Annotated in this window: 16 protein-coding genes; 5 read left to right on the top strand and 11 right to left on the bottom strand. The window is 72.4% G+C overall.

Going from position 1 to position 20,813, the window contains the following annotated elements:
• Positions 1 to 71: 71 nt before the first annotated feature.
• The gene (locus FJ309_02750; GenBank protein ID MBM3953537.1) at positions 72 to 1,700 is read right to left on the bottom strand and encodes a WD40 repeat domain-containing protein; all 1,629 of its coding nucleotides are present in this window, start codon (positions 1,698 to 1,700) and stop codon (positions 72 to 74) included.
• Between the two features lie 139 nt (positions 1,701 to 1,839).
• Here FJ309_02750 and FJ309_02745 point away from each other — a divergent pair, with 139 nt between their 5' ends.
• Both FJ309_02745 and FJ309_02740 read left to right on the top strand, forming a co-directional pair.
• Positions 1,840 to 3,525, top strand: coding sequence for a fucose isomerase (locus FJ309_02745; protein ID MBM3953536.1), 1,686 nt, complete (start codon positions 1,840 to 1,842; stop codon positions 3,523 to 3,525).
• Positions 3,526 to 3,635: 110 nt separating this feature from the next.
• Positions 3,636 to 5,180: a hypothetical protein gene (locus FJ309_02740; protein MBM3953535.1), complete on the top strand. Its 1,545-nt coding sequence runs from the start codon at positions 3,636 to 3,638 to the stop codon at positions 5,178 to 5,180.
• A 62-nt stretch (positions 5,181 to 5,242) separates the two neighbouring features.
• Here FJ309_02740 and FJ309_02735 read toward each other — a convergent pair whose 3' ends face one another.
• Together FJ309_02735 and nadA are read right to left on the bottom strand one after the other, a co-directional pair.
• Positions 5,243 to 6,265: a nucleoside hydrolase gene (locus FJ309_02735; GenBank protein ID MBM3953534.1), complete on the bottom strand. Its 1,023-nt coding sequence runs from the start codon at positions 6,263 to 6,265 to the stop codon at positions 5,243 to 5,245.
• A gap of 35 nt (positions 6,266 to 6,300) precedes the next feature.
• Positions 6,301 to 7,443 carry a quinolinate synthase NadA gene (gene nadA, locus FJ309_02730; GenBank protein MBM3953533.1) on the bottom strand — a complete coding sequence of 381 codons (1,143 nt, stop codon included), beginning with the start codon at positions 7,441 to 7,443 and terminating at the stop codon, positions 6,301 to 6,303.
• Between the two features lie 179 nt (positions 7,444 to 7,622).
• On the opposite strand from nadA, the gene FJ309_02725 reads away from it, so the two are divergent.
• Positions 7,623 to 7,967 (top strand): hypothetical protein, encoded by a 345-nt coding sequence (locus tag FJ309_02725; GenBank protein MBM3953532.1) that lies wholly within the window; start codon positions 7,623 to 7,625, stop codon positions 7,965 to 7,967.
• A 69-nt stretch (positions 7,968 to 8,036) separates the two neighbouring features.
• On the opposite strand, the gene FJ309_02720 is transcribed toward FJ309_02725, so the two are convergent.
• Both FJ309_02720 and FJ309_02715 read right to left on the bottom strand, forming a co-directional pair.
• Positions 8,037 to 8,864, bottom strand: a complete 828-nt coding sequence (locus FJ309_02720; protein MBM3953531.1) for a 3'-5' exonuclease — start codon at positions 8,862 to 8,864, stop codon at positions 8,037 to 8,039.
• A 13-nt stretch (positions 8,865 to 8,877) separates the two neighbouring features.
• Entirely contained in the window at positions 8,878 to 10,038 is a 1,161-nt protein-coding gene (locus FJ309_02715) for a Gfo/Idh/MocA family oxidoreductase (protein ID MBM3953530.1), read from the bottom strand.
• Between the two features lie 349 nt (positions 10,039 to 10,387).
• Between FJ309_02715 and FJ309_02710 the strand changes: the two genes are divergently transcribed.
• A complete protein-coding gene (locus tag FJ309_02710; protein ID MBM3953529.1) occupies positions 10,388 to 11,257 on the top strand; it encodes a rhomboid family intramembrane serine protease in 870 nt (289 codons plus the stop codon).
• Here the strand turns inward: FJ309_02710 and FJ309_02705 are convergent.
• Together FJ309_02705 and FJ309_02700 are read right to left on the bottom strand one after the other, a co-directional pair.
• On the bottom strand, positions 11,235 to 12,017 hold the full coding sequence (locus FJ309_02705; GenBank protein MBM3953528.1) for a hypothetical protein: 783 nt from the start codon (positions 12,015 to 12,017) through the stop codon (positions 11,235 to 11,237). The two genes, FJ309_02710 and FJ309_02705, sit on opposite strands and share 23 nt — an antisense overlap.
• 105 nt (positions 12,018 to 12,122) lie before the next feature.
• Positions 12,123 to 15,074 (bottom strand): hypothetical protein, encoded by a 2,952-nt coding sequence (locus FJ309_02700; protein ID MBM3953527.1) that lies wholly within the window; start codon positions 15,072 to 15,074, stop codon positions 12,123 to 12,125.
• On the opposite strand from FJ309_02700, the gene FJ309_02695 reads away from it, so the two are divergent.
• Complete coding sequence (locus FJ309_02695) at positions 15,073 to 15,993, top strand: hypothetical protein (GenBank protein MBM3953526.1); 921 nt, start codon at positions 15,073 to 15,075, stop codon at positions 15,991 to 15,993. The genes FJ309_02700 and FJ309_02695 overlap by 2 nt on opposite strands.
• A 9-nt stretch (positions 15,994 to 16,002) precedes the next feature.
• On the opposite strand, the gene FJ309_02690 is transcribed toward FJ309_02695, so the two are convergent.
• From FJ309_02690 to FJ309_02675, 4 genes are all read right to left on the bottom strand, one after another.
• Positions 16,003 to 17,547, bottom strand: coding sequence for a hypothetical protein (locus FJ309_02690; GenBank protein ID MBM3953525.1), 1,545 nt, complete (start codon positions 17,545 to 17,547; stop codon positions 16,003 to 16,005).
• A 425-nt stretch (positions 17,548 to 17,972) separates the two neighbouring features.
• The gene (locus tag FJ309_02685; protein ID MBM3953524.1) at positions 17,973 to 18,893 is read right to left on the bottom strand and encodes an NAD(P)-dependent oxidoreductase; all 921 of its coding nucleotides are present in this window, start codon (positions 18,891 to 18,893) and stop codon (positions 17,973 to 17,975) included.
• Between the two features lie 27 nt (positions 18,894 to 18,920).
• A complete protein-coding gene (locus FJ309_02680; GenBank protein MBM3953523.1) occupies positions 18,921 to 19,637 on the bottom strand; it encodes a hypothetical protein in 717 nt (238 codons plus the stop codon).
• Between the two features lie 76 nt (positions 19,638 to 19,713).
• Positions 19,714 to 20,763, bottom strand: a complete 1,050-nt coding sequence (locus FJ309_02675; protein ID MBM3953522.1) for a UPF0365 family protein — start codon at positions 20,761 to 20,763, stop codon at positions 19,714 to 19,716.
• Between the last annotated feature and the right edge of the window lie 50 nt (positions 20,764 to 20,813).

The raw sequence follows: 20,813 nt of genomic DNA, 5'->3' as shown, positions 1-20,813 counted from the left end.
GGTCCATCCTAGCAGCCGTCGGCGCGTGCTCTCGCGCCGGCGGACGGCGCTGGACCGTCACTGAAGACCGCTCAGGGCTTGGGAGCCTCCGCCGGCGGCGCGGGAGCCGGCGGAGGAACCTCCTGAAGGAGGTGGAGGCGGAACTTGCCCAGCGCGTGGGTGCCGTCGGCGTGCTGCTGGTCGATCGAAATCGACAGCGGGCTGCCGGCGGGAACCACCACGTCGGTGGACAGGTCGTAGGAGGCGACGTGATTGGCGCCGATCCCGCCGCCGATCGCCCAGCCGCTGTCGGCCTTGTCGTCGAGCGTGCCGGCGATGGCGTAGTTCTCCTGCTCGAAGTCGGCCTTGGCGCCGGCGAACTTGACCGCGGTCGGCGTCTCCGCGCCCCCCGCGGGCCCGAATTGGACGGCGAACGTGCTGACGACGAAGTTCCCGTTGTCGGCCCGCCCCGGTCCCTTCGCGGGCAGGGTGTCATCGGCCAGAGCCTCGAGCCTGACACCCTTGAGGTTCCCACCCGCGGGGACGACCGCCTTGAGCGTGTAGGTGTCCTTGGCACGGTTGCCGGTGACGAGCACGACGCCGTCGGCGCCGATCGCCGCGGTCGCGCCGGCCGCACTGGTGAACGCGGTCGGGACCAGCGCCACCCACTGCGGCTGCGGCGGCGGGGGGGGCGGCGGGGGCACGAGCTTCGGCTCCGGCACCGGCACGATTCGCCCGCCGGCGTGGCTGCCGATGAACAGCGACTTGCCGTCAGGGGAAAAGGTCACGGTCCAGAGGCTCGACTTGATCGCCTCCGGCCCATACTGCTCCGCGCGCGACGCGGTGTCCCAGAGCTTGACGACGCCGTCGAGGCTGGCGGTCGCCAGCCGGCTGCCGTCGGGAAGGAAGGCGGCGCTGGTGACCCAGTCCTTGTGACCGGCGAGCGTGCCGAGCTCCTTGTTGTCGGCCGTGTTCCACAGCTTCGCCGTCCGGTCGGCGCCGCCGCTGACGATCTTCGTGCCGTCGGGCGACCAGGCGAGCGTCCAGAGGGCGTCGCCGTGCCCCTCGAGCTTCGCCTTCTCGGCGCCGTCGGCGGCGTTCCACAGTTTGACGAGCTTGTCGCCGCCGCCGGTGGCCAGCGTCGCCCCGTCGGGGGAGAAGGCGAGGCAGGTCGTGGCCGCGGCATGGGCCGTGATCGCCCGGACTTCGGCGTTCGTGGCCGTGTCCCACACGACGACCGTGCCATCCTCCCCACCCGTCGCCAGCTTGGTGCCGTCAGGGGAGAAATCGAGCGACCGGACCCATCCCTTGTGCTTCTTGAGGTCGGCCTTGAGGGCCCGCGCGGGCAGGTCCCAGAGCTTGACCAAGCCGTCGTAGCCGGCAGTCGCCGCGAGCTTGCCGTCCTTCGACACCTTCACCGCCCAGACAGCGGTCGGGTGGCCGGCGAGGTCGCCGATCCGGTTGCCGTCGGCGGCATTCCAGACGACGACGTCGCCGGGGCGGTAGAGGAGGCTCTCCCCACCGGCGGTGACCAGCTGCGCCCCGTCGCGCGTGTAGTCGGCGGCGATGATCCAGCGGGTGAACGCCGGGAGGTTCGGCGCCGGGGCGGGGGCCGCGGCGGCCGGTTCCTGGGCGGCGCCGGGGAGGACGGCGAGAATTCCCCAGGCTGCGAGGGCGCAGCCGGCCGACAGCCAGACGGGAATGCGGGTGGCACGACGCATGGATGGGCAGCTCCACGGGGTCGCTCCGGGGTCCGACCGACGCCGTCCCGACCCGGAGCGGCGGTGAGTATAGTTTCGCCCCGGGGGCCGGTTCCAATCGGCTCCCGCGTGTTCGATCCGGTTCTCCCAGGGTGACCCGATGGCGACCAAATCCCGCCCGACGTCCGCCAAGCCGAGTCGCGCCGACGTGGTCCTCGTGGCCAGCGGCGACCTCCGTGAAGAGGCCAACCGCACCTGCTGGCCGGCCCAGCGCGACATGGAGACGGCCCTCGCCACGGCGCTGTCGCGCGCCGGACGGAAACTGGTGCGCGGCCACGCCGTCTCCAAAGCGCGCGGCCACGGCTTCATCGGCAGCGCGCGCGAGGGGCTCGACGTGTTCGCCCATGTCGATCCGGAAGCGCCGCTGGTCGTCGCCGAGGCGGTGTGGCAGTACTCGAACCACGTCCTCCCCGGGCTCTCGACCCATTCCGGCCCGATCCTCACCGTCGCCAACTGGTCGGGGCAGTGGCCGGGGCTGGTGGGGATGCTCAACCTCAACGGGTCGCTCACCAAGGCCGGCGTGCCCTACGCCACGCTGTGGGCCGACGACTTCGCCAGCCCGAGCTTCGCCCGCCACCTCCAGGCCTGGCTCGACCGGGGCACGGTCCACCACGACACCAGCCACGTCGTGCCGATCGGCGCCGTCCGCGTGCCCCCCAAGCTCGACCAGCTGGGCCGCCAGATCGCCGCCACGCTCGTCCACCACAAGGCGCTGATGGGGGTCTTCGACGAGGGCTGCATGGGAATGGAGAACGCGATCATCCCCGACCGCCTCCTCCACGCCACCGGCGTGTTCAAGGAACGCCTCAGCCAAAGCGCGCTGTACCACGAGACGACGCGTGTCAACGAGGCGGAGGGCAAGGAGGTGTTCCGCTGGCTGGAGAAGGCGGGGATGACCTTCCACTTCGGCCGCAACGACGCCACCGACCTTTCCCGCGAGCAGGTGCTGTGGCAGTGCCGGATGTACGTCGCCACGCTGCGCCTCGCCGACCGCTTCGGCTGCGACCTGGTCGGGATCCAGTACCAGCAGGGCCTCAAGGACCTGCTCCCCGCCAGCGACCTTGTCGAGGGGATGCTCAACGACTCGAAGCGCCCGCCGGTCACCGCCGAGGGGTCGAGCCGGATCCTCCACAAGGGGCGGCCGCTGACCCACTTCAACGAGGTCGACGAGTGCGCCGGCCTCGACGGCCTGCTCACGCAGCGCGTCCACGAGGCCCTCGGCGAGCCGGTCGAGAACACGCTCCACGACATCCGCTGGGGCGACTGGGACCAGTCCCACTCCACCGACCAGTGGGTCTGGGTGTTCGAGATCTCGGGCGCCGCGCCGCCGGCACACTTCATCGGCGGGTGGAAGGGAGCACATGGCTACCGGCAACCGCCGATGTACTTCCGGCTCGGCGGCAGCACGCTCGCCGGCGTGTCGAAACCGGGGGAGATCGTCTGGAGCCGGATCTGGGTCGACGGCACCGGCCCTGCCGAGAAGCTCTGCATGGACATCGGCCGGGCGGCGGTGGTCCGGCTCCCCGACGGGGAGACGCGCCGGCGCCTCGACGCCACCACGCCGCAGTGGCCGATCATGCATGCCGTGACCTACGGCGTGTCGCGCGACCAGATGATGGCACGCCACAAAGCCAACCACGTCCAGGTCGCCTACGCCACCGACGCCGCGGCGGCCGACCGCTGTGCGCTGGCCAAGGCGGCGGCGGCGCGGGCGCTGGGGATCGAGGTCGCGTTCTGCGGGACGCGCGGGCCCGGCGAGTCGGCGGCGGTCCGCTGGAACGGCTGACGGCCGGATCGTCCTGGTATCATCGCGCCGCGTCGATCCGCCGGTCGCCCGCCGTGGCGTGAGCCGTGGCCGGCGATCGTGGCATCCCCGTCGCGCACCGCGAGGCTCCGATGGCAGCAGGCTTCCTCGGCATCGACGCCGGCACCCAGGGACTGTCGGTGATCCTCACCGACCCGGCGCTGCGGATCGTCGCCACCGGCTCGGCGGGCTACGGCATGGTTCCCGGCCTCGCCGCCGAGTGTTACGAGCAGGCGCCGGCCGACTGGGAGCACGCCCTGGCCGCCGCGATGGCCGACGTCCGCGCCGCGGCGGCGCGCCGCGGCATCCCCGTCGACGTGGCCGCGATCGGGATCGCCGGGCAGATGCACGGCGCTGTCCTCTGCGCCGCCGACTCGACGCCGCTGGCACCCGCGCGGCTGTGGTGCGACGGCCGCAACGAAGCGGAGGGGGAGGAACTGACCGCGTTGCTCGGCGTGAAGATGCCCAAGCGGATCACCGCCGCGCGCTGGCTGTGGACGCTGCGGAACCGCCCCGATCTGGCGGGCGCGACCGGTCGGCTCACGACCCCCGCCGGCTGGCTGGCGCGGCGTCTCACCGGCCAGTGGCGGCTGGGAATCGGCGATGCGGCGGGGATGTTTCCCATCGACCAGGCCACGCTCGGCTACGACCCGCGGCGCCTCGCCGCCTACGAGCGCCACGCCGCCGCCGTCCCCGGGGGACCGTTCCCCGCGCTCGGCGCACTGCTCCCCGAGGTAAGCCGCGCCGGTGGCGACGGGGGCGTGCTCGACGGCCATGGCGCCGCCCTGCTCGGCCTGCCTCCCGGCATCCCGGTTGCTCCGGCCGAGGGGGACCAGTCGGCCGCCCTCGCCGGCTCGCTGATCGGCACGGCCGGTCAGGTGGCGCTGAGCTACGGCACGAGCGTCGTCGCCAACTCGGTCGGCGACCGGCCGTTCCAGGGGGTGGCCCGGGCGATCGACCACTTCTGTGCTCCCGACGGCAAGCCGATCAACATGGTGTGGATCCGCAACGGCACGACGCCGATGAACACCGTCGTCGACCTGTTCGGCCGGGCCGGCGCGGGGAGCGGAGGGGACGCGTTCGCAACGCTGATGCCCGAGATCGTGGCCGCCCCCGACGACTGCGGCGGGATCCTCGCGCTGCCGTTCCAGGACGACGAGCCGGGGCTCGGGGTGTCGCGCGGCGGCACCGCCCTGGTGATCGGCCTCAACGAACGCAACGCCACCCCCGGCAACGTCGCCAAGGCGATGCTCCTGGCAACGGTCTTCAACCTCCGCCAGGGGAGCGACCTGCTCGACGCCCAGGGCTTCCCGCGGACCGAGGTGATCCTCTCCGGCGGGCTGACGAAGACGCCGGCCCTCGGGCAGGTGATCGCCGACGCCTTCGCCACGCCGGTCACGCTCCTCGACGGTGCCGCCGAGGGCTGCGCTTGGGGCGCTGCGCTGCTGGCGGCGTACCGCGCCGCCGTCCTCGGCGGCGACCGCCGCGACTGGGCGACGTTCCTCACCGCCCACGCCACCGGCACGCCGCGCCGGTTCTCGCCGCGGCCGGAGGGGGTGCGGACGCTGGCGGCGGCGTACGAGCGCTCGCGCAAGCTGGTCGCGGTGTGGCCGACGCTCGACGCGGCGGTCGGCTGAACGGGCGACGTCAGCGTGGAACGCTGACCAAACACGTCAGCGCGGGGCGCTGACGAAACGAGTCAGCGCGGCTGGCTCACCAACTGGACCAGCGCCTCGGTGACGCGTGCCTTGGCGGCCTCGTCGCGGAGGATCAGGTAGCGGTGCTTTCCGGCGGCTTCGGCCGTGAACGTCGTCGCCCCCTTCTCGGTCACCGTCACCCGCCCCGGCGGCGAGCGGTCGAAGTAGCCGCGGCTGCCGAGGACGCCGTCGAGAACGCTCGTCAGGTCCCAGCTCGGCCGGTCCTGCGGCGGCGGCGAGAGGATCCGGTAGGCCTCGGCGACGGGATGGTGGGGCACGTCGCGGAAGTCCTCGAGGATGCTCCGGCTCGGATAGGGCAGCGCGATCCCGATCTCGAACCCGCTCCACACCATCTCGGTCGGCCAACGCTCGGCGACGAGCGCGGCGGCCGCCCGGTCGCGGACGACGTTGTATTCCCCGTAGGCGGCATTGCCGTCGATCGGCTGGAACGCCCCGGCCATGAGCTGGAGGCACTTCACCTTCCGCGCCACCAGTTCCGCGCCCGGGAGCGGGCTGACGGCGTCCGGGGGGCTGTCGAGGAGCCGGGCGAGGTTGGTGGAGAAGCCGACCTGGATCACGACCACGGCGCCATCGGGGGCGCCGGCCAGCGCCGCCCGCAGGACCCCGACCGCCTCCGCGGCGTCGGCCGCGTCGCGGAGCCGGTGGGGATAGCGCTCGCGGCCGGCGAAGGCGGGGTCGTCCCAGGTCGCGTCGGCGAGCTTCAGATACACGCTCTGCTCGACGACGCCGCCGGGGCGGACGACGCCGACGGGGATCCCGGTCCGGCCGTAGAAGTGGTTGACGCAGTCGACGAACGGGGCGGCGCGCGGATGGCTCGCCGACACCGTCACCGCCAGCAGCCGGCACTGCTCCCGCGACTCGAGCGCATGGAGCATCGCCAGCGCCGCGACGTCATCGCAATCGCCGCACATGTCGGTGTCGAAGATCACCGGTACCGGGGGTGCGCCATGCGCCATGACCGTGCCACCGATCACCACCAGGCACCAGGCTGCCACCGACCGCATGACATGTCCTCCGCGCGGCTGAAGATCCCCCGGGCTCACCGGACGGCGAGCATCCGCTCCAGCGCCGTCACCGCCCAGCGGGCGGTGTCGTCGTCGACGGTGATCACGTTCACCGGCCGGCCCGCCTCGAGGTGCTCGAGGCTCCAGCAGAGGTGCGCCAGGTCGATGCGGTACATCGTCGCGCACATGCAGACCACCGGCGAGAGGAAGCGGATCGACTGCTCCGGGTGATTCGTCCCGAGGCGCTTGACGAGGTGCAGTTCCGTGCCGATCGCCCATGCCGTGCCGGCGGGGGCGGACTCCACCTGGCGGACGATGTAGCTCGTCGACCCGACGAGGTCGGCCTTGTCGACGACCTCCATCGAACACTCCGGGTGGACGAGGATCTTCACGCCAGGGACCGCGCGGCGCACGGCGTCGACATGTTCCGGACGGAACATCGCGTGGACGCTGCAGTGCCCCTGCCAGAGGATCACCCGGCTGGCCGCGAGCCGGGCGGCGTCATTGCCTCCGAGCCGGGGCTCGTGCGGATTCCAGACGCACATCTGCTCGAGGCCGATTCCCATCGTCCGGGCGGTATTGCGGCCGAGGTGCTGGTCGGGGAAGAACAGCACGCGGTCGCCGCGGGCGAACGCCCAGTCGAGGACGGCGCGGGCGTTGCTCGACGTGCAGACGATGCCGCCGTGACGTCCGCAGAACGCCTTCAGGCTGGCGGCCGAGTTGATGTAGGTGACCGGCACGACGCGCGCCGTGTCGGCCACCGTGCCGAGATCGGCCCAGGCATCCTCGACCTGATGGATCGCCGCCATGTCGGCCATCGAGCAGCCGGCGGCCATGTCGGGGAGGACGACGGAGACGCGCCGCCCGCCACGGTCGGCGACCTTCTCGGGACGGTTGACGAGGATGTCGGCCGTCTCGGCCATGAAATGGACGCCGCAGAAGGCGATCGCCTCGCAGTCGGTCCGGGCGGCGGCGGCGGCGGAGAGCTGGTAGCTGTCCCCCTGCAGGTCGGCGTGGGCGATGACGCCGTCCTGCTGGTAGTGGTGTCCGAGGATCACGAGCCTCCCCCCCATCCGCCGGCGGACCGCTTCGATCCGCTCGTCGAGCAGACGGTCCTCGAGGCCGCGGTAGGCGGTGAGCGGGGAGGCGAGCGGAAGGTCGGCGACGGCGCTGTCCATCGGGGATTCCGGCGGTCCTGCGGAGGTGGCGGCCCGGCGGCGGGCAGCGGCACGACGAGTATAAGACGGCGGTCGCGGCGCGACGCCGACCACTCGAGGGCCGATGCAGGGGATCCACGCCGGGCTATACTCCGGCGAGAGTTTCCACCCACCAATCGCGTACGAGGACGGCAGGCGACATGGCACGGAAAGTTGTGAACCGCAAGGAGCTCCGGGCCCAGTCCGACGCCGCCGAGGCGCGCGAGAAGTCGGGGGGAAAGAAAGAAAAGCCGGCCAAGGAGAAGGCCGTCAAGGAGGGGGCGGCGAAGGAGCCCAAGGTCGCGGCCAAGAAGCCGGCCCGCAAGAAGGTCGCCAAGGAGGCGCGTCTGAAAGCCTATTGGGGCGTGTTCAATCCGGCGATGAAGCGGCTGGTGCTGTTCGAGTACGCCGACAAGAAGGCCGCCGAGAAGAAGGCCGCCGATCTCACCGCTTCGTCGCGTGCCCAGCACTTCATCCAGCTGGTCAAGGAAACGATCGCGGAGTGACCGGCGGCCGTTCCGGGTCACGACGCCGCTCGGGCCGTCACCGCGGTCCGACCGCGCGCCGCGGCGCTCTCACCCCGGCCACGGGCTCTGCCAGTCGCCCCAGGCTGCCAGGTAGCGCTTCAGTCCCGGCGTCGACTCCGCCTTGGCCGTGATCCAGTCCCGCGCCTGGTCGATCAGCTGCTGCTCGTGGGCGAGGTCGATGTCGCCGGCGAGCACACGCGAGCGGAGGAAGATGAAGTACGTGTCGAGGACGTCGCCCCGGCAGTAGTCGTGGATCTCGGCCGCCCGGCCGGCATCCCACAGGTCCTGCACCATGTGGCCGGCGACGTCGGTCTTGCCCGGCTTGCCGATGAGATTGGCCGCCAACGACAGCCCGCCGACGAACCGCGAAGCGCCGCTGTTGGTCAGCCACTCGTGAAGGTCGAGATGGGCCGCGGTGTTGTAGCGGTTGCGCGGCTGGTCGAAGCTCTTGCGGTCCTCGGCGAACCAGTCGCCGATCGCGATCCCGTAGCGGAAGGCACACAGCTCGAGGAGCGGCATGTCGAAGCCGCGGCCGTTGAACGTCACCAGCCGCGGCCGGCCGTAGCGCTCCCAGCCCTCCCAGAACAGGCGGACGATCTCGTGCGGACGCGACTGGGCCTCGTCGAGGGCCACCAGATCGAGGAGCCGGTAGTCGCCGGCGATCCGGGCGATGACCAGCGAAACCGGGAGCTGGAAGGTGTAGGGGATGAAGTCCTTGCCGTTCTCGGCGAGCAATTCCGCGCGGTAGCGGCGAATCGCCTCGGCAGGGGCGAGGTTGTCTCCCGGATACTTCAGCCGCGACACCAGCGCCCCATCGGCCACGCTCTCGATGTCGAACACGAAACAGGCGGTGTCGCGGCGGCTGGTCGGGGGCATCGGGAGAGAACCCTCAGCGGCGTGCGAGCGGATGGCCCAGCGGCAGCCAGGCGCCGTCGGCCCGGCTGCTGGCCACCGACTGCTCGATGAACTGCATCCCTTCGACGCCGTCGTGGATGTTGGGATAGACGGTGTCGGTCCGCTCGAACGGCTGGCCGGTCGCCGCCAGCGCCATGGCGTCGAACGCCGAGCGGTAGACGTTGGCGAAGGCCTCGAAGAACGCCTCCGGATGCCCCGACGGCAGCCGGCAGGCGGCCTTGCCGGCATCGTTGGTGAACGGGGCGTTGGGATCGCGCGTGTACACCGCCAGCGGGTGGCCGTTGCGACGGACGAGGAGCTTGTTGGGCTCCTCCTGGTGCCATTCGAGGCTCGCCTTGGTGCCGTCGACCTGGATCCGCAGATCGTTCTCCCGCCCGTGGCTGATCTGCGAGGCGGTCACCGTCCCGAGGGCGCCGTTGGCGTAGCGGATCACCGCGTGGCCGTAATCGTCGAGGGCCCGGTGGGGCTCGAAGATCTCGAGGTTGCAGCTGATCTTCTCGGGGAGCAGGCCGGTGATGTAGCGGCCGAGGTTGTAGGCGTGGGTGCCGATGTCACCGAACGCCCCGGCGGCGCCGCTCCGTGCCGGGTCGGTCCGCCACGCCGCCTGCTTCTGCCCCTCGGCCTCGAGCCGCGTCCGCAGCCAGCCTTGGATGTATTCGGCGCGGATCGCCTGGATCTCGCCGAGCTCGCCGGAGAGGACCATCTGCCGGGCCTGGCGCACCAGCGGGTAGCCGGTGTAGTTGTGGGAGACGGCGAACACGACGTTGCTCGACCGCACCAGGCTCGCCAATGCCTCCGCCTCGGCGAGATCGAGCGTCAACGGCTTGTCGCAGACGACGTGGAAGCCGGCCTCGACCGCGGCCTTGGCGACCGGGAAGTGCATGTGGTTGGGGGTGGTGATCGAGAGGAAGTCGATCCGCTTTCCGGCGGGAAGCGCCTTCTCGGTGGCGATCAGCTCCTCGTAGGAGCCGTAGGCGCGGGCCGGCTCGATGTCGTAATCCGCGGCACTCGCCTTGGCACGGGCCGGATCGCTCGACAGGGCACCGGCGACGAGGGCCGCCCGGTTGTCGAGCACCGCAGCGGTGACGTGGACGCGGCCGATGAACGAACCCTGGCCCCCGCCGACCAGCGCCATCCGGAGTTTTCTGCCCAATGGACCGTTGGTGGCCATGCCCGGAGCCTCCCCATGCCCTGATTCGCCGCGGCATCAGCGCCGCGCTGCCGCCGGCCGGGACACCCCGGCCCGGATCACGATGCGGGCGAGAATGTAGCACATCCCCCCGCGCACCGGGTCGTGCGTGGGCGGTTGCAGGCCCCCCCCACCCCGCCTACGATGCGACGGTGCGCGGCGGCGGAGGTAACGTCTCGGCCAATCGGGGATTCACACCGGCCGCGCGGTCGCGGACGGCCTCCCCCGGGCCGATGACGACCTGACCGATCAATGCCCTCACGGCTTCCGTCCGCCCCGCAGGCGTCAGGACACGATGGGCTTCGCCGATCGCCGCTACGAGGGATCATTTCCGCCGGGTCTGACCACGGCGTGGTCGGCCGTCGCCACGCTGATCGCGGTGACGGTGGCAGTGTGGATCGCCAACCTCGTGTTCCACGAGGTGGACCTCGACGGCTACCTCGCGCTGCCGGGGAATCTGCCGCGTCAGCCGAGCCGGTTCTTGAACCTGCTCACCTACGGCTTCGCCCACGACCCGGGGAGCATCCTCCATCTGGCGATGAACATGCTGGCGATCCTGTTCTTCGGCCGTGAGGTCGAAGACATCATCGGCCGGTCCGAGTTCTTCCGCTTCTACTGCACCGCGATCGTCGTCGCCGGGATCGCCTGGGTCGTGAGCGTCCAGGTATTCACGCCCTTGGACGCCGGACGGTTCATGGTCGGGGCCAGCGGCGCGGTGATGGCGGTGATGGCGCTGTTCATTTGGCACTACCCGAACATGGAGCTGCTGCTGTTCGGGTTCCTGCCGATGCCGGCCTGGGCGCTGGGCCTGCTATACATCGGCTGGGACGCCTATAGCGCCTATGCCGCCCGCGGCTCGGTGGCCCACGTCGCCCACATCGGCGGGGCGGCGTTCGGGCTCTGCTACGCGTGGCGCGGGTGGAACCTCGGCGAGGTGCTCCGGGCGCCGTCGCTGCCCCGGCTCCGCGTCGTCCGACCGCCGTCGCGGGACGATGAAACCTCGCCGTCCCCGCGCGGCGGCAACCGCGCCGACGAGGAGCTCCGCGAGGCGGTCGACCGGATCCTCGAGAAGATCAGCCGTTCGGGTGAGGCGAGCCTGACACCCGCCGAGCGGGCCACGCTCACCGAGGCGAGCCAGCGGTTCAGGGAGCGCCACCGCTCCTGAGGACAGCGGCCGGCGCGGCCACCGCCGGTGGTCCACCCGCCGGCACGACCCCGCCGCGGCCGGGCACGGTGCCCGATGCCGGCTGTACGCCGCCGGGCTGGCTCCCCGCCGTCGCCAGCGCCGGCTGGGCGAGGGCCGCGACCCGGAGGCGATCGATCGCCGTCACCAGCTCCCGATAGCGCAGCTCGTCGACCTGGCCGCGGACGACCCCCTGCGCGTGGCCGCGGGTGTCGACGAGCAGGACGTTGGGCACGCCGTCCTCGAGGCCGAACTGTCGCGGCATCACGCCGGTGAAGTCGAGCCACACCGGCACGTACGGCGATTCCTTGCGGACCTGCGCCCGGACCACCGGGTGCAACGCCCGCGGGATCTCCGGAAGGCAGGCGACCGCCACGGCGTGGACGTCCGGGGGACGGCGATCGGCGGGCCACCCTTGCGGCGCGACGACCGGCTGCCGCCCCCACTCCGGCCCCTCGACCGTGGCCGCGGTGGGGTGGAAGTGGACGTGGAGCCGACGGCCGAGATCGTGGCTGGCCTCGGCCCCGTTGCGCTCGGCATACACCAACACGACGACATCGCCGACCAACCGGGCTGTGTCGCGCGGATTGCGGAACTGATCCTCGAGGCTCACCGCCACCGGGCGGGTGGCGGGTTCCGCCGCCGCTCCGGCGAGGCACTGTACGATCCCGCCGGCGAGGCAGGCCACGACACACACGCCGCGACCGGCGGGGCGGCGGAGAAACGATGGGCGAAGGTTCATGGTTGCTCCGCGGGCAGGGCGAGGATCCGGCGGGTAGCTACCGCGCCGGCGGACGACGGCACAAGGCAGACTTGGCGCCGGGCCGGGGGGCCGAAGGCGACCGCCTCACGCGGTGGATTCGGCCGGCTGTCCGGCGGCGGCCGCGGGCGCCGGGGCGCGGCCACGGAGGAGCACGAAGATCGCCGGGAGCAGGACGAGCGACGTCACCGTGCACGCCGTGACACCGAGCGTGAGCAGTCGACCGAGGCTCTCGAGCCCGCGGTGGCTGGCGACCATCAACGCGCCGAACCCGAGGATCGTCGTCAGGGCATCGACGAGCACGGCGTTGGCGGTCGAGGCGCTGATCATGTAGGGGCCGGGGCGTTCCCGGGCGTCGTGGACGATGTGGACGCCGTAATCGACGGCGATCCCGAGGATCAGCGGGATGCCGATCACGTTGGCGGGGTTGAGGTCGATCCCCACCAGGCCCATCAACCCGAGCGTCTGCAGCATTCCCAGGGCCAGCGGCAGCGCCGCCAGGAGTGAATGGCCAAGGTGGCGGAAGTCGAGCCACAGGACGGCGAGGATCACGACCAGTGCCGACAGCGCCGCCTGCTCGTAGCTCCGCTTCATCTCCAGCGACGCCTCGTAGGCCTGGACGGGATGGCCGGTGGCCCGGGAATCGACGCCGCGGACGTCATGCACGAAGCGCTCGAGGGCGTGGAAGTTCCAGATGTCGCCACGGCCGTAGATCTTGAGGAGGTGCCGTCCGGTCGACCCCACGAAGCGATGGACGAGGTTCTCGGGAAGGTCGTCGAGCGACGGCGGCGCCGGATCGGCGACGGCGGCCAGGGCGTGGAGGCGGCTGACGAGATCCCCGGCCGACCGCTGCTGGAACGACGCCAATGCGTGGTAGCACTCGGTCGGCCCCATCCGCCGCAGCGTGTCGCGCGTCCGCTCCAGATACCAGGCGGAGCGCAGCGCGCCCGGCAGCCGGGCCGCCTCCCCCTGGGCCCAGGCGAGCGTCTCGCCGAGCTGGTCGACGCGATCGACGGGGATCTCCGGGGGCCGCTCCGGCAGCGTCGCCAACCGCTGCCGGATCCGCTCGATGAGCGGGCGCTTCTGCTCCTCGTCGCCGGGAAGCAGCGAGGCGATCTCGTCGACGCGCTCGACGCTCGGCAGGGCCAGCAGCCGGGCCTTGCGCGCGAGCAGTTCCTCGCGCGAGTCGGCCATCGACAGGGCGTACCACACGCTCTGGTCGCTCTCGTCGAGGAGTTTCTTCTCGACCGCCACGCTCTCCAGCCCCTCGGGCTGCATGTTGAGCAGGTTGTGGTCGTAGTCGAGGTCGTGGAGCCCCGAGGCCACCGCCAGCGTGCCGGCCATCATGGCCAGGGCGACGAACCGCGGCTGGCGCAGCAGCGGCGCGATCCAGGTCTGCACGGGCACCGGCTCGGGGATCGACCTCCCCAGCGGGCCGCGGTCCACCAGCGCGATCGCCGCGGGGAGGACGAGCAGTTCCGCGGCCGCACAGAGGAGGATCCCGCCGCCGGCGATCAGGCCGAGCTCCGCCACGCCGACGAAGCTCGTCAGCGCCGCCGAGAAGAACGCCACCGCGGTCGTCACCGCCCCGGTGAGGATCCCGGGGCCGACCGCGGCACCGGTCTCGAGCAGCGCGTCCTCGCAGCCGAGTCCCTGGCGGCGCGCCTCGAGATACCGGGCGACGTAGTAGGTGCCGTAATCGATCCCGACGCCGATCAGCGTCACGGTGAAGGTGACGCTGAGGATGTTGAGATGGCCGACGGCGGCAGTCGCCCAGGCGAACGCCCAGGCCATGCCGATGCACAGGACGCCGTTGGCCAGCAGCGCGTGGCGCACGCCGCCGAACCCGGCGACGATCACGACGATCACCGCCGCCATCGACAGGACGCTCGCCCACAGCATCGACGACTGGCTGGAGCGCATCTCGTCGTCCTCCATCACCGGCAGGCCGGTGAGGCCGACGCTGCAGTCGGGATGGCGCGAGGCGACGAGGCACACGAGGCGGCGCAGCTCGTCGGTCGCCGCCGAGGCTCCGGCGAAGCCCCCCGCCTGACGCGCCAGACGGAGGAGCACGAACCCGAGCCGCCCGTCCTTGGCGAGGAGGTGCTGGCTGGCGAGGTCGTGGAGGGTCGACAGCGAGGCGGGCATCCCGGGCCAGGGCGAGGGGGCCTGGTCGCGGCGGCCGTCGGCACCGGCCGTTCCGGTCTCCAGGCTGTCGAGCAGGCATTCGACGTAGCGTTCCAGCGCCTTGGCCGGCGGTTCGCCACCGGCCGCCGCGTCGGCGGGCACCGCGAGCTGCGCGGTGAGGCCGCCGACCATCGTGCCGACGCGGAGCTGTGCCCAACCACCGTCGAGGAGCGGCGCGGCGTGCTCGAGGAACCGGTCGATCGCCTCGAGATCGGTGACCGGAAGGTAGTGCAGTCCCTTGGAGCGGATCCGCGACAGATCGACCTCGTGGAGGACCTCACCGAACAGCGCACCGTCGCGCGAGACCTCCGCCGACACCTCCTCGAGCACACGGATCACGGTGGCGCGGTTCGGCCCCTCGACGACCACGACGGCATCCTCGTGGTCGCCGAACTCGGTGACGTAGTCGGTCCACAGGCGCGCGTAGTCGCTGTGGGGGTCGAGCAGGTCGGTGCGGTTGACCTTGTAGCCCAGCGACCGTGCCGTCCACGCACCGGCGGCGACGGCGAGGACCACGGCGGCGAGGACGACGATGCCCCCGGCGCGGAGGCAGAGTTTGGTCCAGGCGACGAACCCGCGGCCGAGGAGGCCCGTGGGCCGGACGGTGGCGAAGCGATCGGACGTCATGCGCGCTCCCGCGAACCCTTCGTCCGGGCTACGGACGAGGGGGCGGGATGATATGGAACCTGCGGGGCCGGGCCAAACCCACTTTCGTGTCCCCGGGGCGAGCCAGGGGACCTGGGCAAGCCGCTCCGTGGACCCCTGCGGATTGAGTGGTTCTCGCGGCGGCGGCGAGCCGAAAAGCATGGCGGTCGGCGTCGTCATCGAATCGATCGGTCCGTAACGCGGCATGCCGGGGGGCACGACGGTGGATCGGGGGGCAAGCGCGGTGATCGTGCGCGGCTGGGTGATCGCGGTGGCCTGCGTCGCCGGCGTGGCGGCGGCGGCTCCCGGCGAGGATGCGAAGCGACTCCTGCCCGACGGCGGCGGTTCGTCGCGTCAGGCGCGCGCGGATGTCCTCCGCCAGCTGCCCCTCGAGCGGCTGCCGGCCGCACAGCGGAACGCCGTCGAAGACTGCGTCCGCAACAGCACCCTCTACCGTCGCCTGCCCGCGCTCGACATCGACTGCGACACGGCACTGCTCCACTTCGCGCTCGACAAGCCCGAGGTGGTCGTCGACATCTGGCGTGCTCTGGGGATCAGCCAACTCTCCCTCGACCCGACCGGCCCCGGACAGTGGCATCTGGCCGACGGCTACGGCACAGTCGGCGTCATCCGCCTCCTCCATGCCCGGCGCGACGGCAACGGCGGACTGCTGGTGTTCCATGGCCGCGGTCGCTACACCGGCTCGCTCGCCCCCCGACCCTTGACGGGGTCGTGCGTGATCGTCGTCCGTCACGGACCGGTCGGCACGACGGCCCTGGGGCACCGCCACCGCCTCGTCGTCGATGCGTTCGTCGACATGGACGGGATCGGACTGGAATTGGTGACCCGGACGCTGCAGCCGCTCGTCGTCCGCTGCGCCGCGGCGAATCTCCGCGAGATCGGCTTGTTCATGGAGACGCTGTCGACGACCGCCATCGACAATCCCGCGGGCGTCGAGCGTCTCGCCAGCCGTCTCCCACGGACACCGGACGAGGACCGTCGCTCGCTGGCGCGGATCGCCCGCCGGGCGGCGGCCGCGGCCGGTGCCGGCGGTGCCGGGGACGACCACGAGTCCGCGGCGACGCGGCTGGCGGCACGGTGGAAGCCCGCACCCGCGCAACGCTGACGGGAGCCGTCAGCGTCGGGTCGCGCCGTCCTCGAGCGGCGCGGCGGCGAGCCGGGGGCGGGCCTCGGTGGCGACCACGTAGGGGCGCTTGTACTCGGGCATGAAGCCGCGCGGCCCGCGAACGGTCACCTGCTGGCCGACGAGCGGCGCGAGGCTGACGCCGGGCTGCGGCGTGACGAACGACAGGACGGCGTTGTTGGCGTCGACGATCGCGAACCGCGGTGCGTCGGGGCGCCGCGAGACGACCGTCGCCAGCCGACCGCTCGATTCGACGACGTCATTCGGCGTCCAGGTGGGCTGGCCGTCGGCCGGCACGCCACCGGGGAGGACACCGGGGCGGATCGGGCGCGAACCGAGCGCCGACAGACTCGACCACATGCCCCCGATCCGCACCGGCGCGGCGGCAGCCGCGGGGGCCTCGGCCAGCGAGCGCTGGCGGGAGGCGATCGCCTCGAATCGCGACAGGCGGGCGTCGATCGCCTCGATGCGGAGGCGATCGGCCGGCTGCGTCGACCGGGCGGCCGCCAGGCGGAGGCGCTCGCGCACGGCCGGCAGGTTCCACGACTCCGTCGGTCCGGCCACCGCCAGCGAAAGGGCCAGGTCGATGTCCGCCAAGTCGTCGGCCGTCGCGACGGCCTCGGGAGAGCTGACGGCACGGGGCGCGGTGCCGTCGATGACGGTGCTGCCCCGCGGCAGCCAGCCGGTGAGCAGGCGCCGGGCCTCGGCCATCCCGCCGAGCGGTGCCGGCGGGTCGGCTACCGGAGCGGCGGAGAGTGGTTCGCGGAACTGCGCGGCGACGGCCTCGGTCGCCGCCCTGGCGGAGCGGATCTCCGCCAGCGCCGCCGCGGCGGCCGGTGCGGCCGGCACCGCGGCCGGCTCCATCCCCGGCGGTGACTCCAGATCGCTCCGCGCCGCGAACCGAAACTCCCCCGCCGGCGGTGCGATCTTCACCCAGTCGCCGGCATGGCGGCCTGCCGCGACGCTCACGCGCCCCAGCACGCGAACCCGTTCGCCCGCCTCGAGGCTCACCTGCGCGACGTGCCGCAGGTCGTTGAGCTGCGAGCCGATCCGCGCCAGCGCCCCGTCGTGGATCACCACGCCCTCGCTGCCCGGAGGAGCCACCGCCCCGAGCGGGCGATCGTCGAGGCGAAGATCGGAGGCGCGGACCCAGCTGAAACTCCCGGCGACCGGTCGGACGGCGCAGAATCCCGCTTCGTCGACCGCCCAGATCTCGACCGATTCCCCCTGCGCAAGCCGCTCGGTCGGATAGTAATCGGGACCGGGACCGGCCCGGAGGTAGGTGTGGTCGGCGAGGACACGGACCGTCGCCGGGAACGGGGGCGGGCCATCGTCGGCGTTGGCCGTCTGGTGGCCGACTGCGGCGGCGATCACCAGCGCGGCGGCCCATCCACGCAGCGCGGCGGCCCATCCACGCAGCGCGGCGGTCCATCCGCGCGGGATCGGGGCTCCGCCGAGGCACGACTCCCGGGTCCGGCGGTGTGCCGCGGGCCGTCGCGGAGCACGCGGCGTGGCGACGTGCTGCGGGTCGTCCATGCCCCTGTCCTCCGCGCCACCACGATCGCCGGCCGCGCCCCGCGGACGATTCCTTCCGCGCCGCAGGGCGTGCCGAATCCACCGGCCGCCATCCCGAGGAAGGCAGCGGCAGACCTGCAGAAAACGAGCGCGTAGGCGAGGCTTGGGCGACCTCGTCTACGCGCAGCGGGAGGCCGCCGAAGCAGCCGCCGATCCGACTTGTAGAGCAGCGCCGGGCGCGGGACAAGGCGCGGATCGACGATTCCCGGAGGAGCCACCGGCACGACTCCGATGGGGGTGTCGGCTGGAGAACGGGGGCGATTCCGGCGGAGTGCGCGGAATGCCCTCCCAGCCCGAAGTCGGCGGCCGGCCAGGCGCCGCGGGACATGGCCAACGCCGGGGTTTGCGCGCTCAACCGGCCCGGGGACCGCGCGTCCCTTTGCAGCTCAGCAGGTCGGCCACCGCAGCGCTGCATGCTCTGCCAGCGCCAGCACGAGGCTCTGCGTCCCCAGCCGGCCGCGGCCACTGTCGGCGAGCCGACGGTACAACGACTCGGCCAATTCGAGCCCCGGCAGGCGCAGGTCCATCCGCCGGCACTCCTCGAGGGCGAGCTCCATGTCCTTGACGAAGTGCTCGACGAGGAAGCCGGGCGCGAAATCACCCCGGAGGATCCGTGGACCGAGGTTCGACAGCGACCAACTCCCCGCCGCCCCCCCGGCGATGGCGCCGAGCGTCACCTCGGGATCCAACCCGGCGCGCCACGCGAACAGCAGCGCCTCGCACATCCCGATCATCCCCGCGGCGATCGCGATCTGGTTGACGAGTTTTGTCCGTTGGCCGCTGCCCGGCGGCCCGCAATCGACGACGCGGGCGGAGACGGCGGGCCAGCAGGCGTCGAGCGCCCCCCGCGCGGCCGGATCACCACCGACGAACACCGTCAGCGTGCCCTCGCGGGCACCGCGATCCCCGCCGGTGACCGGCGCGTCGAGGCTCGTCGCGCCGCGCGCGGCGACCGCCGCGGCGATCCGCTCCGCCAGCGCCGGGCTGCTGGTGGTGTGGTCGACGAGCAGCGCTCCAGGGGCGAGCGCGGCGAGGACGCCGTCGGCACCGAACACGACCGCCTCGACGTCGGCCGGGTAGCCGACGATCACGAACGTGGCGGCGGAGCCGGCGGCCGCCGCGGCCGGCGTCGGCGCCCACTCGGCCCCCGCCGCAAGCAACGGCTCGGCCTTGGCCGGCGAGCGGGTGTGGACGGTGAGCCGGTGCCCCGCCGCGAGCAGCCGCGCCGCCATCGCCCGCCCCATGATCCCGGTGCCGATCCAGCCGAGGCGATCCGTGCCGGGACGGATCGGGGACGGGGTGGGCATCGTTCGCCTCCGCGGAGACCCCGTCGCTCACCAGCGGTCGACGGGCCGATCGAGAATCTCACGGACGAGGATCATCCGCTGCAAGGCACGCGGGTCGCGGATCGCCGCCACCAGCTCGGCGACGACGGGGTGTTGCGGGGTCGTCGCCACCGTCGGCGCCACCGGATCCGTGACAGTCAGCGCGCGCGGTTCCTGGCGAAACGCCGCTTCGACATGGCGGCTGACGTCGGTCGGCAGCCGCCCCAGATCCGTCGCCGCTGGCGGTGGTGCCGGTGCCTTCGCCGCTGCCCCTGGCCGCTGCGGCTGTCGGGGATCCTTCCGCTCCCCATGACGCGACGCCCGCCGCTCCGTGCCGGGAGGGCGGGCTGCGGCGGGCTGCGGCGGCGACGGCTTCCGCACCGCGGACCCCTGCCCACGGGCGATGAACTCCTCGATCTGCTTGGCAAGCTCGAACGCCGGATCGGCGGCGGCGGGGGGTTCGCCACCACCGGCGACCGGGACCGGGACCGGGCGCCGCGCAGGGGCGGGGGGGCGCGGCGGCGCGGCACGCCCGGGGGCCGGTCCACGCCGCAGGTCGCGGACGACGTCGGGTGGAAACGGCTGCGGTCTGCCCGGCGGCGCGTTGTTCATTCCCCGCACCACCGCGGCCAGCCGCGACAGGACCCACAGACCGACCGGCAGGAGGATCGGGGCCAATTCGAGGAGGTCGCTGAAATCGATGGCCGCCACGGGCATTCCCGGCATCGCAGTCTCTCCTCGCTGGAACGGAACGCCGCGGTGCCGGGGGCCGGCACCGCCGGTGTTCACCCCCGGACGACGCTCACGCCGGCGGCGGCGCCGACGCTCCCGACGCCGAAGCGCCGGCGATCGAGCGGCGCATCTCCGTGTCGGCCTGGAGATTCCGCAGTTTGTAGTAGTCGACGATTCCCAGCTGCCCCGAGTGGAGCGAGTCGGCGATCGCGCGGGGCACCTCGGCCTCGGCCTCGACGAGCGCCGCCCGGCTCTCCTCGATGCCCGCCACCATCTCCTGCTCGCGGGCCACCGCCATCGCGCGGCGCCCCTCGGCGTTCGCCCGGGCGACGCGCGTGTCGGCCTCGGCCTGGTCGGCCTGGAGCCGGGCGCCGATGTTGGCCCCGACGTCGATGTCGGCGATGTCGATCGAGACGATCTCGAACGCGGTGTTGGCGTCGAGGCGCCGCGCGAGCACCGTCTTCGAGATGACGTCGGGGTTTTCGAGCACGTCGGTGTGCTTCTCCGCCGATCCGATCGCCGACACGATCCCCTCGCCGACGCGGGCGATGATCGTCTCCTCGGTGGCTCCGCCGATGAGCTGGTTGAGGTTGGTGCGGACGGTCACCCGGGCGCGGACCTTGAGTTGGATCCCGTTCTTGGCGACGGCGTCGAGCGAGTCGCGGCCGCTGTTGCGAGCGGGGCAGTCGATCACCTTGGGATAGACGCTCGTCTGCACCGCCTCGCGGACGTTGCGGCCGGCGAGGTCGATCGCGGTCGCGAGCTTCCAGTCGAGCTCCGTCATCCCCGCCTTGTTGGCGGCGATCAGCGCCTGGACGACCAGCGGCACCCGCCCCCCGGCGAGGTAATGCCCCTCCAGCGCCTGCCGGGTGATGCCGCTGGCGTCACCGAGACCGGCTTTCACCGCCATGATCTTGCTGCGGACGATGACCGTCGGGCTGACCTTCTTGAAGCTCATCGCCACCAGATCGAACAGCCCGATCCCGGCACCCGAGGCGTAGGACTGCACCCACAGCCGCAGGTAGCGGGCCATGAGCAGCGCCATCACGAGGAGGGCGAGGAGACCGAAGACGAGGATTGCCACCGAAACGTATCGCATCGGGACTCCCTGGAACGGCATGGCCGGCGACCGGACATCTCCGGGCAAGCGTTGATCCGCCACCGCGGCCA

The sequence above is a fragment of the Planctomycetota bacterium genome (assembly GCA_016872555.1).
Taxonomy (GTDB): Bacteria; Planctomycetota; Planctomycetia; order Pirellulales; family UBA1268; genus F1-20-MAGs016.
The sequence above is the reverse complement of the archived record's forward strand: the minus strand, read 5'-3'. Positions and strand labels throughout refer to the sequence as shown.